Annotated in this window: 16 protein-coding genes; 8 read left to right on the top strand and 8 right to left on the bottom strand. The window is 74.0% G+C overall.

Annotation, left to right across the window (positions count from 1 at the left end):
• Window positions 1-102: 102 nt before the first annotated feature.
• Complete coding sequence (locus SPI96_RS01670; protein WP_414601887.1) at window positions 103-1,386, top strand: citrate synthase; 1,284 nt, start codon at window positions 103-105, stop codon at window positions 1,384-1,386.
• Between the two features lie 91 nt (window positions 1,387-1,477).
• Here the strand turns inward: SPI96_RS01670 and SPI96_RS01665 are convergent, their stop codons facing one another.
• Together SPI96_RS01665 and dapD are read right to left on the bottom strand one after the other, a co-directional pair.
• Window positions 1,478-2,485 carry a hypothetical protein gene (locus SPI96_RS01665; protein WP_321080631.1) on the bottom strand — a complete coding sequence of 336 codons (1,008 nt, stop codon included), beginning with the start codon at window positions 2,483-2,485 and terminating at the stop codon, window positions 1,478-1,480.
• 305 nt (window positions 2,486-2,790) lie between these two features.
• Complete coding sequence (gene dapD, locus SPI96_RS01660; protein ID WP_321080630.1) at window positions 2,791-3,762, bottom strand: 2,3,4,5-tetrahydropyridine-2,6-dicarboxylate N-succinyltransferase; 972 nt, start codon at window positions 3,760-3,762, stop codon at window positions 2,791-2,793.
• Window positions 3,763-3,830: 68 nt separating this feature from the next.
• Between dapD and dapE the strand changes: the two genes are divergently transcribed.
• Window positions 3,831-4,973 carry a succinyl-diaminopimelate desuccinylase gene (gene dapE, locus SPI96_RS01655; protein ID WP_321080629.1) on the top strand — a complete coding sequence of 381 codons (1,143 nt, stop codon included), beginning with the start codon at window positions 3,831-3,833 and terminating at the stop codon, window positions 4,971-4,973.
• Between the two features lie 75 nt (window positions 4,974-5,048).
• On the opposite strand, the gene SPI96_RS01650 is transcribed toward dapE, so the two are convergent.
• Window positions 5,049-5,936: a glutamate ABC transporter substrate-binding protein gene (locus tag SPI96_RS01650; RefSeq protein ID WP_321080628.1), complete on the bottom strand. Its 888-nt coding sequence runs from the start codon at window positions 5,934-5,936 to the stop codon at window positions 5,049-5,051.
• Between the two features lie 99 nt (window positions 5,937-6,035).
• Between SPI96_RS01650 and SPI96_RS01645 the strand changes: the two genes are divergently transcribed.
• The 3 genes from SPI96_RS01645 (at window position 6,036) to SPI96_RS01635 (ending at window position 7,472) form a co-directional block, all read left to right on the top strand.
• Entirely contained in the window at window positions 6,036-6,836 is an 801-nt protein-coding gene (locus tag SPI96_RS01645) for a TIGR00730 family Rossman fold protein (protein WP_321080627.1), read from the top strand.
• Entirely contained in the window at window positions 6,833-7,189 is a 357-nt protein-coding gene (locus tag SPI96_RS01640) for a cell division protein DivIVA (protein WP_321080626.1), read from the top strand. Before SPI96_RS01645 ends, SPI96_RS01640 begins: the two co-directional genes overlap by 4 nt.
• A 112-nt stretch (window positions 7,190-7,301) precedes the next feature.
• Window positions 7,302-7,472 carry a DUF3117 domain-containing protein gene (locus SPI96_RS01635; protein ID WP_321080625.1) on the top strand — a complete coding sequence of 57 codons (171 nt, stop codon included), beginning with the start codon at window positions 7,302-7,304 and terminating at the stop codon, window positions 7,470-7,472.
• A gap of 121 nt (window positions 7,473-7,593) precedes the next feature.
• On the opposite strand, the gene SPI96_RS01630 is transcribed toward SPI96_RS01635, so the two are convergent.
• The gene (locus SPI96_RS01630) at window positions 7,594-8,244 is read right to left on the bottom strand and encodes an O-methyltransferase (RefSeq protein ID WP_321080624.1); all 651 of its coding nucleotides are present in this window, start codon (window positions 8,242-8,244) and stop codon (window positions 7,594-7,596) included.
• 142 nt (window positions 8,245-8,386) lie between these two features.
• On the opposite strand from SPI96_RS01630, the gene SPI96_RS01625 reads away from it, so the two are divergent.
• Both SPI96_RS01625 and SPI96_RS01620 read left to right on the top strand, forming a co-directional pair.
• The gene (locus SPI96_RS01625) at window positions 8,387-9,262 is read left to right on the top strand and encodes a zf-HC2 domain-containing protein (RefSeq protein WP_321080623.1); all 876 of its coding nucleotides are present in this window, start codon (window positions 8,387-8,389) and stop codon (window positions 9,260-9,262) included.
• 21 nt (window positions 9,263-9,283) lie between these two features.
• On the top strand, window positions 9,284-9,982 hold the full coding sequence (locus SPI96_RS01620; protein WP_321080622.1) for a twin-arginine translocase TatA/TatE family subunit: 699 nt from the start codon (window positions 9,284-9,286) through the stop codon (window positions 9,980-9,982).
• Between the two features lie 70 nt (window positions 9,983-10,052).
• Here SPI96_RS01620 and SPI96_RS01615 read toward each other — a convergent pair whose 3' ends face one another.
• Genes SPI96_RS01615 through SPI96_RS01605 form a run of 3 tightly spaced genes read right to left on the bottom strand, consistent with a single transcriptional unit; the run spans window position 10,053 to window position 13,192 of the window.
• A complete protein-coding gene (locus SPI96_RS01615; RefSeq protein WP_321080621.1) occupies window positions 10,053-11,198 on the bottom strand; it encodes an Mrp/NBP35 family ATP-binding protein in 1,146 nt (381 codons plus the stop codon).
• Window positions 11,195-11,866: a DUF1003 domain-containing protein gene (locus SPI96_RS01610; RefSeq protein ID WP_321080620.1), complete on the bottom strand. Its 672-nt coding sequence runs from the start codon at window positions 11,864-11,866 to the stop codon at window positions 11,195-11,197. Before SPI96_RS01610 ends, SPI96_RS01615 begins: the two co-directional genes overlap by 4 nt.
• A gap of 60 nt (window positions 11,867-11,926) precedes the next feature.
• The gene (locus SPI96_RS01605; RefSeq protein WP_321080619.1) at window positions 11,927-13,192 is read right to left on the bottom strand and encodes a magnesium transporter MgtE N-terminal domain-containing protein; all 1,266 of its coding nucleotides are present in this window, start codon (window positions 13,190-13,192) and stop codon (window positions 11,927-11,929) included.
• Between the two features lie 91 nt (window positions 13,193-13,283).
• Between SPI96_RS01605 and SPI96_RS01600 the strand changes: the two genes are divergently transcribed.
• Window positions 13,284-14,081: a general stress protein gene (locus SPI96_RS01600; protein WP_321080618.1), complete on the top strand. Its 798-nt coding sequence runs from the start codon at window positions 13,284-13,286 to the stop codon at window positions 14,079-14,081.
• Window positions 14,082-14,136: 55 nt separating this feature from the next.
• Here the strand turns inward: SPI96_RS01600 and SPI96_RS01595 are convergent, their stop codons facing one another.
• Window positions 14,137-15,720, bottom strand: a complete 1,584-nt coding sequence (locus tag SPI96_RS01595) for an aminopeptidase P family protein (RefSeq protein ID WP_321080617.1) — start codon at window positions 15,718-15,720, stop codon at window positions 14,137-14,139.
• Window positions 15,721-15,765: the final 45 nt, after the last annotated feature.

The following is a 15,765-nucleotide window of genomic DNA, read 5'->3' as shown; positions in this document are numbered from 1 at the left end:
CCCGGTTGGTACGGTGACCCGACAAGTGCCCGCCCGGCGCCGTCGTCGTGAGGGCCCGCGGGGTAGGGATCACCCGAAGAACGACGACACGAGGGAGACATCGTGACCGAGAACCAGGCTGTCAGTCTGTCCGTGGGCGAGAAGACGCTCGAGCTGGACACCGAGAAGGCCAGCGTCGGCAACGACGGCATCAGCGTCGCCCCCCTGCTGAAGGAGACCGGCAAGGTCACCTACGACCCAGGCTTCATGAACACCGCGAACGTGAAGTCCGCCATCACGTACATCGACGGCGACCATGGCATCCTGCGCTACCGCGGCTACGCCATCGAGGACCTCGCCAAGCACTCCTCGTTCATGGACGTGTCCTACCTGCTGATCAACGGCGAGCTGCCGGACGCCCAGCAGTCCGCGGCGTGGGAGGACAACATCCTCCACCACAACATGGTGCACGAGGACATCCGCTCCTTCTTCCACGGCTTCCCTCGAGACGCCCACCCCATGCCGGTGCTGTCCTCCTCGGTGTCCGCGCTGTCCACGTTCTACGCGGACTCGCTGGACCCGTTCGACGCCGAGCAGGTGCACATCTCCACCGTCCGCCTGCTGGCGAAGGCCCCCGTGCTGGCCTCCTACGCGTTCAAGAAGTCCCTGGGCCAGCCGTTCATGTACCCGCACAACGGCCTGAACTACGTGGAGAACCTCCTGCGCCTGTGCTTCGGCGTGCCCGCCGAGGAGTACGAGGTGGACCCGGACGTCGCCAAGGCCCTGGACCTGCTGCTCATGCTGCACGCGGACCACGAGCAGAACTGCTCCACCTCCACGGTGCGCCTGGTCGGCTCGGCCAACGCCAACATGTTCGCCTCCGTGTCCGCCGGCATCAACGCCCTCTACGGCCCGCTGCACGGCGGCGCCAACGAGGCCGTGCTGAACATGCTGCGCTACATCAAGGCCGAGGGCATCAAGCCCGAGGACTTCATGGAGAAGGTGAAGAACAAGGAGGACGGCGTCAAGCTGATGGGCTTCGGCCACCGGGTCTACAAGAACTACGACCCGCGCGCGAAGATCATCAAGGGCGTCGCCGAGAACATCCTGCACAAGCTCGGCGGCAACGACGAGCTGCTGGAGATCGCCCAGCGCCTCGAGGAGAAGGCCCTCGCGGACGACTACTTCGTGGAGCGCAAGCTCTACCCGAACGTGGACTTCTACACGGGCGTGATCTACAAGGCCATGGGCTTCCCGGAGAAGATGTTCACGGTGCTGTTCGCCCTGGGCCGCCTGCCCGGCTGGATCGCCCAGTGGCGCGAGATGATCCAGGACCCGGCCACCAAGATCGGCCGGCCGCGTCAGGTCTACGTGGGCCACGACCTGCGCGAGTTCCCGGCCAGCTGAGGCTGCGGCGAGGGGAGCTCTCTCAACGCTCCGGGGCTCCCTCTCTCAACGATCAGGGGCTCTCTCCCAGCGTTCCGGTGCGCGTCTGGCCTCACCCCTGCCCGAACTCCCGACGACGGCGGCGCACCAGGGCGATCAGCCCCGCGAACCCCTCGCGTCGGTCGTCGTGGGTGACCCGCACCGCCAGCCAGGCCCGCTCCTGGCAGTAGCGCTCCCGGCGCGCGTCGCGGGCTTGCTGCTCGGGTGTGAGGTGCGTGACGCCGTCGTATTGGATGGCCAGGCGCAGGGACCGGTACCCCAGGTCTGCCTCCGGCGAGCGCGGGTCGGACGGGTCGATCACCAGCTGCAGCTCGGGCTCGGGCAGACCCGCCTCGATCAGGGACAGCCGCACCTGCGTCTCGGTGGGGGAGTCCGCGCCCACCCGGACCAGCTCGATCGCCTCGCGGGCCGCGCTCCGACCGACGAACCGACCCATCTGCTGCAGGGTGCGCTGCAGGGAGTCGGGCGTGGCCAGCGGCGGCAGGCGACCGGCGGGGGTCCAGGGCCTCTTCAGGCAGTGGTCGCCGGCGGCCACGAGGTCCTCGAGCTGCCACGGGGAGCCCAGCGAGCAGAGGTCGAGCCAGGTGCGTTCGAGGGTGGTCACGCGCAGCCCGTGCAGAACGGTCACGTGCTCGGCGGGCAGGGGCCGGCGGTGGTCCATGATCCCGTCCCGCCGGATGCGGCGGGTGCCGCGGGGGAGCGTCAGGTGGACGGGCGGGACGGTGCTGGGCAGGGCGCCGTCCCGGTCCGCGCGCAGCCAGGGCCGCCAGGGCAGGGGCATGCCGTGCAGGTGGGCGGCGGTCTCGTGGGAGAGCACGGCCTCCGGGCGTCGGCGCAGCAGGGCACGCAGCACGTCCACGCTGTGTCCGTGGGCGGGCTCGGCCAGGCCGAGGGCGGCCCACGCGGTGCCGGGGACGGCGTCGTGACGGTAGAGGCCGTGGCCCACCCGCGTCATGTCCGCGCGCAGCAGGCGCTGGCGGGGGACGCCTGCGGCGGCGGCCTCACGGGCCAGGATCACGGCGGGAGTGGCGGGCGGCAGGGGTGCGGGGTGTCGGGCCATGTCCGCAGTCAAGCCGCCGGGAGGGCCGTCGCGCCCGGGCGTGGCCCGGTTCCGGGGACGACGCGCGGGGCCCACGCGGCTGTGCAGGAGCCACCGTCCGGCGTCGCTCCGTTCCGGCCCGCTCAGCAGCCCCGTCTCGGGCCCGGCTCAGGTCCGGCTCGCCTCAGCCCGGTCCCCACTTCCGCCCCCACCCGACATGCTCCGGGGGCGAAAGGGGCCGGAATTCACATGGAATTCCGGCCCCTTTCGCCCCCGGAACGTGGGAGAGAGAGGGCGGGGCACCGGAGAGGGCGCCCCGCCTCGTCTCAGTTGGCGTGCAGCGCCTCGTTGAGGGCCACGGTGCGGCCCTTGCGGGGCAGGGCCTCCACCTCGCCGGTGGTGGAGTTGCGGCGGAACAGCAGGTTCGGCACACCGGAGAGCTCGGCGGCCTTCACCACGCGGCGCTCCTCGCCCGGGATCACCAGGGCCACACGGGTGCCGGCGGTCACGTACAGGCCGGCCTCCACCACGGTGTCGTCGCCGATCGAGATGCCCACGCCGGAGTTGGCGCCCAGGAGCACGTGCTCGCCGAGCACCACCCGCTCCTTGCCGCCGCCGGAGAGGGTGCCCATGATGGACGCGCCGCCGCCGACGTCGGACCCGTCGCCCACCACGACGCCTGCGGAGATGCGCCCCTCCACCATGGAGGTACCCAGGGTGCCGGCGTTGAAGTTCACGAAGCCCTCGTGCATCACGGTGGTGCCCTCGGCCAGGTGCGCGCCCAGGCGCACGCGGTCAGCGTCGCCGATGCGCACGCCGGAGGGCATCACGTAGTCCACCATGCGGGGGAACTTGTCCACGCTGTACACGGTCACGGTGCCGCGGGCGCGCAGCTTCGCACGGGTCAGCTCGAAGCCCTCCACCGCGCAGGGGCCGAAGTTGGTCCACACCACGTTGGTGAGCAGCCCGAACACGCCGTCCAGGTTCAGCTCGTTGGGGCGCACGAGACGGTGGGAGAGGGCGTGCAGGCGCAGCCAGGCGTCCTCGGCGGAGGCGGGGGCGGCGTCGAGGTCCACCTCGAGCTCCACGAGTTTCTGGGTGGTGCCGCGGTCGGCGTCGTCGGCGGCGAGGCCGCGCAGGGTCTCGACGATGGCCGGGGTCTCGGACGGCAGCGGGCCCGCCGCGGGGGTGGGGAACCACACGTCCAGCACGGTGCCGTCGGCCGCCAGCGTGGCGAGGCCGTGGCCGGAGACGAGGCGGGCGTCGGCGGGGGAGGTCTTCGGGGAGGTCTCGGTCATGCGGTCCAGCCTACCGAGGTGCCCCGCCATGACGGCCGACGGCGCGGCCCGCTCCGTAGGATGACGCCATGACCCCTGCTCCCGCCCCGGCCCGCCTGCCCGATCTCACCGCCGCCGACCTCGACGTCGCCGCGCTCACCGCGACCCTCCTGGACATCCGCTCGGTCTCGGACGAGGAGGGCCCCCTCGCGGACGCGGTGGAGGCCGCGCTGCGCCGGCTGGGCCGGCTCACGGTGCACCGCATCGGGGACACGGTGGTGGCCCGCACGGACCTGGGCCTGCCCACCCGGGTGATCCTCGCCGGTCATCTGGACACTGTGCCGCTGCCCACCGTCCCGGGCTCCCGGGGCACGGTGCCCAGCGCCTGGGAGGGGGATGTGCTCTACGGGCGCGGCGCCGTGGACATGAAGTCCGGGGTGGCTGTGCAGCTGGCCCTGGCAGGCCGGTTCGGGCACGACGCCGGCCCCCTCCCGGTGCACGACGTCACCTGGGTGTTCTACGACCACGAGGAGGTCGAGTCAGCGAAGTCGGGGTTGGCGCGGGTCGCCCGGCGTGCCCCGGAGCTGCTGGAGGGGGACTTCGCGGTGCTGCTCGAGCCGACGGACGGCGTCGTGGAGGGGGGCTGCAACGGCACCTGCAGGTACCGGGTGTCCTTCACAGGGGTCGCGGCGCACTCGGGCCGGGCCTGGCGCGGAGAGAACGCGATCCACAAGATGGGTGCGCTGCTGGCCGCCCTGGCCGTGTACGAGCCGGCGACGGTCACGGTGGAGGGGCTGGACTACCGTGAGGGGCTCAATGCGATCCGGGCCTCCGGCGGGGTGGCCGGCAACGTGATCCCGGATGCCGCCTCGGTGGAGGTGAACTACCGGTTCGCCCCGGACAAGTCCCTCGAGCAGGCGCACGCCCATGTGCGGGAGGTGTTCGCCTCCGCCGGGGTGGACTGGGATGCGCAGGTGGAGATCACCGACGCCTCCCCGTCCGCGCGGCCGGGCCTGGACCGTCCGGCGGCGGCGGCCTTCGTGGCGGCGGTGGGCGGCGAGCCCAAGCCCAAGTACGGGTGGACGGATGTGGCCCGGTTCTCTGAGCTCGGGGTGCCGGCGGTGAACTTCGGCCCGGGGGATGCGCTGCTGGCGCACACGGACGACGAGCACGTCCACCGGGCCGCCGTGCACGCCTGCCTGGACGCGTTGGCCACCTGGCTGCGGGGCTGACGACTGCGGGGCCGACGTCGGCCCGATGGCCCGCGGGGGTGGTGCAGACCCGCCGGGCACCCTGCGCCACGGCGCTCAGCTGCAGGGCTCGAACGCGGCGGCGGCGCCCTCAGTACGGGCCGGGCTGTGCGTGTAGCCGGTACCGGCGGTGTTGGCCTCCAGGGCCCGGGCCCACTGGCCGGAGTTCTTCATCTCCTGCAGGGCGGCCTCGACCGCCTCGCAGCGCTGGGAGCCCCGTGGCAGGCCGATCCCGTAGCGCTCGGTGGTGAAGGGGCGGCCCACCAGGGTGAAGCGGCCGCGGTTGGCCTCGGTGGCGGCGAGCCCGGCGAGGATGATGTCGTCGGTGGTGACGGCGTCGACCCTGCCGGATTCGAGGGCGGAGACGCACTCGGGGTAGCTGCCCTGCTCGACCAGCTGCACGTCGGCGGCGAAGCGCTCCTTGACCTGCTGGGCGGAGGTGGAGCCGGTCACGGTGCACAGGTTCCGCCCGTCCAGGGAGTCGGGCCCGGTGATCTCGGTCTCGTCCGCGCGCACTAGCAGGTCCTGGCCAGCCACGAGGTAGGGGCCGGCGAAGTCCACGTGCCGCTGACGCTCCTCGGTGATCGAGTAGGTGGCCACCACCATGTCCACGCGGCCGTCCTCGAGGGCCTGCTCCCGGTCCGCCGAGCGCACCGGGACCCACTCGATCCGGTCCTCGGGCACGCCCAGGCGCTCGGCCACGTAGCGGGCGACGTCCACGTCGAACCCGGAAGCGCGGCCGTGCCCGTCCTGGTACCCCAGGCCCGGCTGGTCCACCTTGATGCCGATGCGCAGCCCCTGCCCGTCGCCGGTCGGCTCCGCGGCCGAGGAGGAGCCGGACGGGCTCTGGCCGGCGTCCTGGCTCGGGGCGGGTGTGCAGGCGCCCAGGGAGAGCACGGCCGCGGCGGCGACGGCTGCGACGGAGGCGAGACGGGTGCGGGACATCGGGTCTCCTGGCGGGGGGAGGAGGGGAGCGGGCCGGCCAGGGCGGGGCGCCCGCCGGTGCGGAGAACAGCGTAGGCGAAGCGTGACTAGGCTGGGAGCATGCCCACCGAGCCGCGCGCCCCGGCCCCGCCGACGCCTCCCGCCCCCACCGACCGCGCCCGCGTGCACCGCGGCGGCCAGGTGCTCCGCGGAGACGCCGCCCAGGCCCCGACCTTCGACCAGCTCCTGCTGGAGACCCCGCCCACCGGCCCGCGCCCCGTCACCGCCACCGGCACGACGACGGACGCCTGGCGGGTGCTGCGGATTCAGGCCGAGTTCGTGGAGGGCTTCGGCACCCTCGCGGACCTCGGCCCGGCCGTGTCCGTGTTCGGGTCCGCGCGCACGGGGGAGGGCACCGCCGAGTACGCCCTGGGGGTGGACCTGGGCCGTCGCCTCGTGGAGGCCGGGTACGCCGTCATCACCGGCGGCGGGCCTGGGGCGATGGAGGCCGCGAACCGTGGCGCGCACGAGGCCGGCGGGGTCTCCGTGGGGCTGGGCATCGAGCTGCCCTTCGAGGCGGGCCTGAACCCGTATGTGGGCATCGGCGTGGACTTCCGCTATTTCTTCGCCCGCAAGGTGATGTTCCTGCGCTATGCCCAGGGCTTCGTGGTGCTGCCGGGCGGCTTCGGCACCCTGGACGAGCTCTTCGAGGCCCTCACCCTGGTGCAGACCGGCACCGTGACCCGCTTCCCCGTGGTGCTCGTGGGCCGCGAGTTCTGGGGCCCGCTCGTGGAATGGCTGCGCGGCACCCTCGAGGCCCGCGGCATGGTCTCCCCCGGGGACGTGGACCTGCTGGCGGTGGTGGACACCGCCGAGGAGGCCGTGGCCCACATCCTCGCGACCGCGGAGGCGGCGGCGTGAACGCCCCGCAGTGGATCGTGATGCTCGCGGTGCTGGCCGTGGCGGTGGTGGCGCTCGTCGTCCTCGCCCTGGGCCGGGTGAGCCTGCGCCCCGGTGCCCCCGCCGGGCAGACGCCCGTGCACCCGGTGCTGCTGCCCGCCGAACCCGTGGCCGCGGACGTGGACCGGCTGCGCCTGGCCACCGCCGTGCCCGGGTATCAGCGGGACCAGGTGGACGCCGTGCTGGTGGGTCTGCGCGACGCCCTGGACCGTGCCGAGCGGCGGATCGCCGAACTCGAGGCGGAGCGCCCCGCCCCGGAGGCCTCGGCCCCCGGAACGCCGTCGGTTGGCGAGCCTCCGCGCGATCCGCGATAATGGCTGTGTGAACGGTCACGCGGCCGCCGGTGGCGCGCGGACCGACAGGGGACGTCGGCGCGCTCAGCGCGTGCCTCGTCCCGCCGGGAACTCCATCAGAAGGGAAGTCGCAATGGCCGCCATGAAGCCCCGCACCGGGGACGGTCCCATGGAAGTGACCAAGGAGGGCCGCAGCCTGATCATGCGTGTCCCGATCGACGGCGGAGGCCGTCTCGTGCTGGAGATCAACGCCGACGAGGCCAAGGAGCTCAAGGAGTGCCTCGAGGGCGTCACCCAGGGCTGACACCCCACGACACCTCCCCACGGCCCCGCGCACCGCACGGTGCGCGGGGTCGTGTGTGTCCGGGGACGCTCCCCTCGTGCGCTGCCGGGCGCCGTCCCCATGCCGTCCCGACGCCGGCCGGTCAGCGACGCACGGCCAGCAGCACCCCGGTGCCGGTGGGCACCACGGCCGAGAGCCAGGCGTCGTCCTCCCGGATCGCCCGCTCCACCATGCGGGCGGACACCGTCGAGGGCTCGCGCAGGGCCGCCCGGGGCACGCGATCGCCGTCGAGCGCGTCCAGCACCACGAGCAGCCCGCCGGGGGCGAGCATGCGCCCGGCCTGTTCGACGTCGAAGGTGCGGGCGGCCGGGTCGCCGTCCACCACGACCATCTCGTAGGCACCCGTGGTGAGGCGGGGGAGCACCAGCCGGGAGCGGCCGGAGATCATGCGCACCCGCGGGCCCGGCAGGCCGGCCTCGGAGAACGCCTCCCGGGCCGCACGCTGGGCATCGGCGTCCGGGTCCACGGTGGTCAGCACGGTGCGCTCGGGCAGCCCGCGCAGCAGCGCCAGCCCGGAGACGCCGGCCCCGGTGCCGATCTCCACCACCGCCGAGGGGGCCCGGGTGGCCGCCAGCACCGCCAGCAGCGCGGCCGTGCCCTCGCTGGCCGGGGTGAGGCCCAGCTCCGCGGAGCGCTCGCGGGCCCGGAGCATCACGTCGTCCTCGGTGGCGCGCGTCTCCGCCCAAGCCCAGGAGGCGTGCTTCTCAGTGGGCTGGGGGTGCAGGGCGCTCATGGGGCTCTCCGGACGGGGACGGCGACGGGTGGGCGCGCCTCAGTGTACGGAAGAACTCCGGCCTGCGGCCCAGCCTCCTCCCAGCCTGACTGGCCATGATGGAGGACGACCACGCAGCCGGACCCGCGGAAGGCGAGGGAGCATGCCCACACGGCACTGCCAGCGATGGCTCGACGCCTACCTGGAGGGCGCCCTGTCCGGCCGCGCCCGCCGTCATGTGAGCGCGCACCTGGACACCTGCGCGGACTGCCGGGGCCTGGCCCGGGAGCGCGCACGGGTCCTCGAGGCCGCCCGCTCCGTGGACTCCCTGCCGGTGACCTCCCCGCGCATGGCCGCCCGCGGCGTTCCCGGTCGGATGGTCGTGGCGGGGCTGGGGACCGTGGTGCTCTGCGGCGTCCTGCTGACCGTCCTGTGGATCCTGGGCGGGCCCCGCGGAGCCGGCACCGCCGCCGCCCTCCCCGCCCCGGGGGCCGCGCTCACGCTGGTGGGCGACGGCGCCACCGCCACCGAGGCCGACGACGTCGTCCGTCGCCTGCGTGCGCAGGGCTGGGCGGTGCCCTCCCTGCTGGCCGCGGGCCTGCACCCGGTGGAGGTGGCCTCCTCCCGGCGGGGCGAGAGTGTGGAGGTGTCCGTCACCTGGCGCCAGGGGCGGACCAGCGCGGTGGTCACGGAGTGCCGGGGCGGGCAGCAGCTCGCCGAGGACTGCCCGGGCCTGGCCGTGGCCGGCGGTGCCCACCGCCTGCCCGGGGGCGTCCCGTACCGCGTGGCGGACCGCTCCGACGGCGGCTGGGCCGCCTCGCTGACCACCGGATCGGCCGCCTACCGGGTGGAGGCCACCCTGCCCCGGGCCGAACTCGAGGCCCTGCTGACCCAGGTGGTGGTGGCCGAGCGGTCGGGCCTGCTGGAGGTCAGCGGCGGCGACCGGCCCGCCGACCGCCTCGAGCGCGGCCTGGAGCGGATCGTCGGCGGCGATGACGACGACGCCGGGCTGCCGTCAGACAGCGCGGTCGGCCGCTGAGCCTCTAGTAGAGTTCCCCCTGTGCTAGGTATCAACGGCTCCGAGCTGATCATCCTGATCGTGATGGCCCTCGTCGTGCTCGGACCGGACAAGCTCCCCGAGTACACGCGGATGCTCACGGAGTGGCTGCGCAAGATGCGCGACATGGCCGAGGACGCCAAGACGCAGTTCAAGGAGGAGACCGGCACGGACTTCGACGAGGTGGACTGGCGCAAGTACGACCCGCGCCAATACGACCCCCGCCGGATCATCCGTGAGGCCCTGCGCGAGCCGGCCGGCGGCACACCGACCTCCCGCGCCCAGGAGCTCACCGGGGTCAGCGCCGAGGACATGCACGGCGGGCTGACCCGTCAGGACATCGCGGACATGGATCCGCGCACCCTCTTCCGCAGCCCGCGTGGCACCGGCAGCACGGCGGCCCCGGCCGCCGCGGCGGACGCCGCCCCCTCGACGGCGACGGCCACGGCTGCTGCTCCCGCTGCCGCCCCGGCTCCGGTCGGCGCCCCCTCCGCTGCCGGCGCCCCCGCCACGGCAGGCGCCCCGGCCGGCGTCGCCCCTGCGGCCGTCCTGGCCGGCGGCGCCGCCGCCGCCCTGATGAGCTCGGGCCGTGCCGAGGAAGTGCTGGCCGAGACGGCCCCCGCCCCGGCCCTGGACACCGAACCGAACCCCCTGGACCTTTTGGGCCTGGCCCCCGCCCCCTTCGACGAGGACGCCACCTGAGGCCGAGCCCTCCCTGACCGCCCCCGCCTCGGCGCTGCCGGGCTGCGCCTCAGTACTGCCGGCCTGCGTCTCAGCGCGGGCGGACGGGCAGCGGCCGCCCGGCGAGGCCGCGTGGGTGCACGGCCAGGCGCACGGCGACCTCCTGCAGCGCCTGGGCCGCCGGGGACTCGGGAGCGGAGACCACCACGGGCGTCCCGGCGTCCCCGCCGCGGCGCAGGGCCGGGTCCAGGGGCACCGTGCCCAACAGCGGCACCTCCGTGCCGAGGGCCTCGGTGAGCCGCTGGGCCACCTCGGCCCCGCCTCCGGTGCCGAACACGTCCAGCACGGTGCCGTCCGGCAGGGCCATCGGCCCCATGTTCTCCACGACGCCGGCCACCGTCTGCCCAGTCTGGGCGGCCAGCTGCCCGGCACGGGCGGCCACCTGCGCGGCCGCATGCTGCGGGGTGGTCACCACCACGAGCTCCGAGGACGGCAGCAGCTGGGCGGCGGAGATCGCGATGTCCCCGGTGCCCGGGGGCAGGTCCACGAGCAGCACATCGAGGTCGCCCCAGTGCACGTCCGTGACGAACTGCTCCAGGGCCCGGTGCAGCATCGGCCCTCGCCAGGCCACCGGACGGTCCGTGTCCAGGAACATACCGATCGAGATCACCTTCACCCCGCCGGCCACCGGCGGAAGGATCAGCTCCTCCAGGCGGGTGGGGGCGGTGGTGACCCCGAGCAGCCCCGGGATCGAGTAGCCGTGCACGTCGGCGTCGATCAGCCCCACGGACAGGCCGCGCCCGGCCAGGGCGAGAGCCAGGTTCGCCGTGACGGAGGACTTGCCCACCCCGCCCTTGCCGGAGGCCACGGCCAGCACCCGGGTCAGCGTGCCCGGGCCGAAGGGGTTGGCGGGCCGGGCCGCGCGCAGGGACTCCTGCAGCGCGACCCGCTCGGCCGGCGTCATGACCTCCAGGCACACGGTCACGGAGTCCAGCCCCGGCACGGCGGCCAGGGCGGAGCGGACCTCGTCCTCGATGGTGCCGCGCATCGGACAGCCGGCGATGGTCAGCAGCACGGTCACGGTGACCTGCCCGGGGGCGTGCTCGACGACGGAGCGCACCATGCCCAGCTCGGTCAGCGGGCGGCGGATCTCCGGGTCCAGGACGCCGTCCAGGGCGGCCAGCACGGCCCCCTCCAGGTCCGTGGACACCGCCGGGCGAGGCAGGGGCGAACTCATCGGTCCGCCTGCCCGTCCTGCCCCTCGGCCCGCTTCTTCCGGGCCTTCTTGCCGCCGGCGCTGCTACCACTGCCGGAGGCCTCAGCACCAGTAGCACCGCCAGCGCTGGAAGCACTGGCGGCGAGCATCTCGGCACGGACCTCCTCACGGATCACCTCGCGCAGCTGGGAGAGGATGTCCTCATTCACCCCGCGCAGCTCGCCGCGCACGAAGTCGCGTGTGGCGACGTCCTGCAGCACCAGGCGCAGCCCGGAGATCTCCCGGGTGAGGAACTCCGTGTCCGCGAGGTTCCGCTCGGCCCGGTCCCGGTCCTCACGCAGGGCCACCTTGTCGCGGTCGTCCTGGCGGTTCTGGGCCAGCAGCAGCAGGGGTGCGGCGTAGGAGGCCTGCAGGGAGAGCATCAGGGTCAGCGCGGTGAAGCCCAGGTCCGCGGAGTCGAAGCGCAGGTGCTCCGGGCCCCAGGTGTTCCAGCCCAGCCAGCCCGCGCAGAACAGGGTCATCCACACCAGGAACTGGGGGGTGCCCATGAACCGGGCGATGCCCTCGGTGGCCTCGCCGAACGCATCCGGGTTGGGGCTGAGCCGGGGGATGCGGCGGCGGCGGGCACTCAGCGGCGTGTCCAGGCCGGTGGCCCGGGTCTCGCGGGGGTCCCTCGAGGTCGGCGGCATGCTCGCTCCTTAGCGGCGTCTGGTCGGTGTGGTCGCAGGGGGGTGGTGGGGCCGGGCCCCTCAGACGGGGGTGGCGGGGTGGTCCTCGGGGTCCATCGCCCGCCAGTCCTCCGGCAGGATGTGGTCCAGGACGTCGTCCACGCTCACCGCGCCCACCACCCGCTGCTGGGCGTTGACCACGGGGATGCAGGTGAGGTTGTAGGTGGCCAGCTCACGGGTCACGTGGACCACGGAGTCCATGTCCGTGACCGGCTCGAGGTCCTTGTCCATGATGTTGCCGATCGCCTCGGGCGGCGGGTAGCGCAGCAGCCGCTGGAAGTGGACCACGCCGAGGTAGCGGCCGGTCGGGGTCTCCAGGGGCGGGCGCGCCACGATCACGAGCGAGGCCAGCGCGGGGGAGATCTCCTGCTGGCGGATGGTCGCCATCGCCTCGGCCACGGTGGCCTCCGGGGGCAGCACCACGGGGACGGTCGTCATCACGGAGCCGACTGTGTCCTCCTCGTACTCGAGCAGGCGGCGGACGTCGTCGGCGTCGTCGGGCTCCATGAGCCCGAGCAGCTGCTCCTTGCGGACCTCGGGCAGCTCGTTGAGGAGGTCGGCGGCGTCGTCCGGGTCCATCTCCTCCAGCACGTCCGCGGCGCGCTCGTCGTCCAGCTGGGAGAGGATCTGCACCTGGTCGTCGTCCGGGAGCTCCTGCATGACGTCCGCGAGGCGTTCGTCCTGCAGCTCGTTGGCGACCTCCACCCGACGTTTCTCGGACATGTCGTGGAGCATGTCCGCCAGGTCCGCGGCCTTGAGATCCTCGTGGGCGGCCACGAAGCTCGTGGCACCCTGCGGCTCGGCCCGGGCACTCCAGCGGACCTCATCCCAGTCCACCAGCAGGTGCTCGCCGCGGGGGCGGCGGAACGCTGAACGGCCGCCGGTGGCCCGGCACACGTAGAGCTCGGAGACGAGCCAGTCGCCGTTGCGCTGACGTTCGAGGCCGATGTCCTCGATCACGGCCTCCCCGGAGCCGTCCACGAAGCGGACCCGGCGGTCGAACAGGTCCCCGGCCACGGTCTGCTCGGCACCGCGGCGGGAGAACCGGCGCAGGTTGATCAGACCGGTGGTGATGATCTGCCCGGAGTCCATGGAGGTGACGCGGGTCATCGGGACGAACACGCGCTTCTTGCCGGGCACCTCGATCACCAGGCCCGTGGCCGCGGGCTGCGCGGCGGGGCCACGGTCGAGCACGACGACGTCACGCAGGCGGCCCAGACGGTCGCCGAGCGGATCGAAGACGTCCAGGCCCAGCAGACGGGCGACGAAGACCTTGGGGGAGTTCACCGCACCAGCCTAGTGCGTCGAGGTGGACCGGGCGTGTCGGCCTGCGGCGGACACCGCCCCGCAGCCCGGCCCCACCGGGCAGAATGGGCGCATGTCCTTCATGATGTCCTCGTCCCCGTCCGGTTCCACGGCCCCCGGCCTGCCCCGTGGGGAGCTGTTGGCCACCTACGGCACCTACGCCGCCGCACGGGAGCAGGTGGACCGCCTGGCCACAACCGACTTCCCGGTGACGGCGGTGTCGATCGTCGGCAAGGACCTGCGGGTGGTCGAGCGGGTGCGCGGTCGCCTGGACTACGCCCAGGTGGCGGTGGGCGCGGCCGTGCGGGGCCTGCTGATCGGTGGTCTCATCGGCCTGTTCCTGTACCTGCTGAACCCGGAGGCCGGCCTGGCGCAGGTGCTCACCTCCGCGCTGCTCGGCTTGGCCGTGTGGGTGCTGCTGGGGGTGATCGGCTTCGCCATGAGCCGGGGCCGCCACGGGTTCGCCTCCACTCAGTCCGTGGTGCCCGCCGCGTTCGACCTCGTGGTCGCCTTCGAACACGCCGCCCGGGCCCGCCAGGAGCTCGGCCTCACGGCCCGCGCTGCCGCCCCCGCCCCGACGCCTGCCCCCGCCCCGACGCCGACCCCCGCCCCCGCGCAGGAGCCCGGCTCCGCGCCGGCCGGTTCCGGCGCGCCCTCCGGCGGCTCCCACGCCGCGCCGGCGGCGGCCGGGGAGCACACGGCACCCGAGGCCGACGCCTCCGGGACACAGACCCCAGTCGGACTGGACCGCTCCTACGGGGTGACGCTGCCGCCCGAGGAGGTCCAGCGCCTCATCGAGGCCCGCGGCGGCCGCCCTGCCGGCACCCCCGGCCCGCAGGATGCCCGCCGCCCCGACCCCGACGCCCGATGAGGGCCCGCACCCCTGCTGGCGCCCGCGCAGCCAGCTGGCCGGCGTCGTCGTCGGCTCAGGCCTGCAGACGCGCCATCCAGGCCTCGACGTCCTCCGGGATGCGGGGCAGGGCCGCGGAGAGGTTCTCCGCACCGTCCTCGGTGACGAGGATGTCATCCTCGATGCGCACCCCGATGCCCCGGTACTCCTCCGGCACCGCGAGGTCCTCGGCCTTGAAGTACAGGCCCGGCTCGATGGTGAACACCATGCCCGGCTCCAGCACACCGTCCAGGTAGAGCTCCCGCTTGGCCTGCGCGCAGTCGTGCACGTCCAAGCCCAGGTGGTGGGAGGTGCCGTGCGGCATCCACCGGCGGTGGTGCTGGCCGTCCTCGGCGAGGGCCTGCTCGGCGCTCACCGGCAGCAGCCCCCACGCGCTGAGCCGGTCCACCAACACCCGCATGGCCTCGGCATGGACGTCCCGGAAGCGGATGCCCGGGCGCACGATCGCGAACGCGGCGTCCGCGGCGTCGAGCACCGCCTGGTACACGCGGCGCTGCACCGGCGAGAACCGGCCCGAGACCGGCAGGGTGCGGGTGAGGTCCGCAGTGTAGAGGGACTCGTCCTCCACCCCGGCGTCCAGCAGGAGCAGCTCCCCGGGACGCACCGCGCCCGTGTTCGTGATCCAGTGCAGGATCGTGGCGTTGTTGCCGGAGGCGGCGATCGTGTCATAGCCGAGGTCATTGCCCTCGAGCCGGGCCCGGGCGAAGAACGCCCCCTCCACCACCCGTTCGCCGCGCTCGTGCCCGACGGCGCGGGGCAGCGCCCGCACGACGTCCTCGAAGCCGGCGATCGTGGAGGCCACCGAGGCCCGCATCCGCTCGATCTCCCAGGAGTCCTTCACCAGGCGCAGCTCGGAGAGGTGCTCGGTCAGCTCGGTGTCCGCGGCCTGCGCGGCCTCCGCATCCACCCCGGCCTCCTGACGGGCCGCGGCCACGGCGAGGTCGATGTCCTGATCCGAGCCCTGCAGCAGGCGCACGGCGGTGGCGGCGAGGTCCTTGGTCACCGCCGCCTCGAGCTCGTCCAGGCCCGCGGTGCGCAGCCCCGTGCGGGCCCGCAGCTGCGCCAGGGTCGGGCGCGGGCCGATCCAGAACTCACCCGAGCGCGGATCCGCGTAGAACTGCTCGCTGTCCCGGCCCGCCAACGGACGGAAGTACAGGGTGGCGGTGTGGCCGGAGCCGTCGTCCCCGGTGCCGGGGTCCACCGGCTCGAGCACGAGCACCGCGTCCGGCTCGTGGTCCACACCCAGGCCGGTCAGGTGCGCGAACGCCGAATGCGCGCGGAACCGGTAGTCGGTGTCGTTGGAGCGGACCTTCAGGCGGCCGGCCGGCACCACGATCCGCTCGCCCGGGAAGCGGGCGGACACGGCGGCACGACGCCGGGCCGCGTGCGGGGCGGAGGCGTCCGGGCCGGGCAGCTCGTCCGAGGCCGGCGCCCAGTCCGAGGCCATGAACGCCCGGAACGCATCCGAGGAGGGGCGCTGGGCACGGTTCTCGACCCGCTCAGCCAGCGGCTGCGGGGCCGGGGTGGTCACGGCGTCCGCACCGGCCTCGGGGGTGGTGCCGGGCAGGGGGGTGGAGGTGTGCTCTGCTGCGTCGCTCATGCCGCCATGCTCTCACCTCGGGCGCGGGCAGGGCCCGTCGTACGC

Origin of the sequence: Micrococcus sp., assembly GCF_034179925.1 — a bacterium.
Classification (GTDB): domain Bacteria; phylum Actinomycetota; class Actinomycetes; order Actinomycetales; family Micrococcaceae; genus Micrococcus.
Note: the sequence above shows the minus strand (reverse complement) of the source record. Positions and strands in the feature narration are given on the sequence as shown.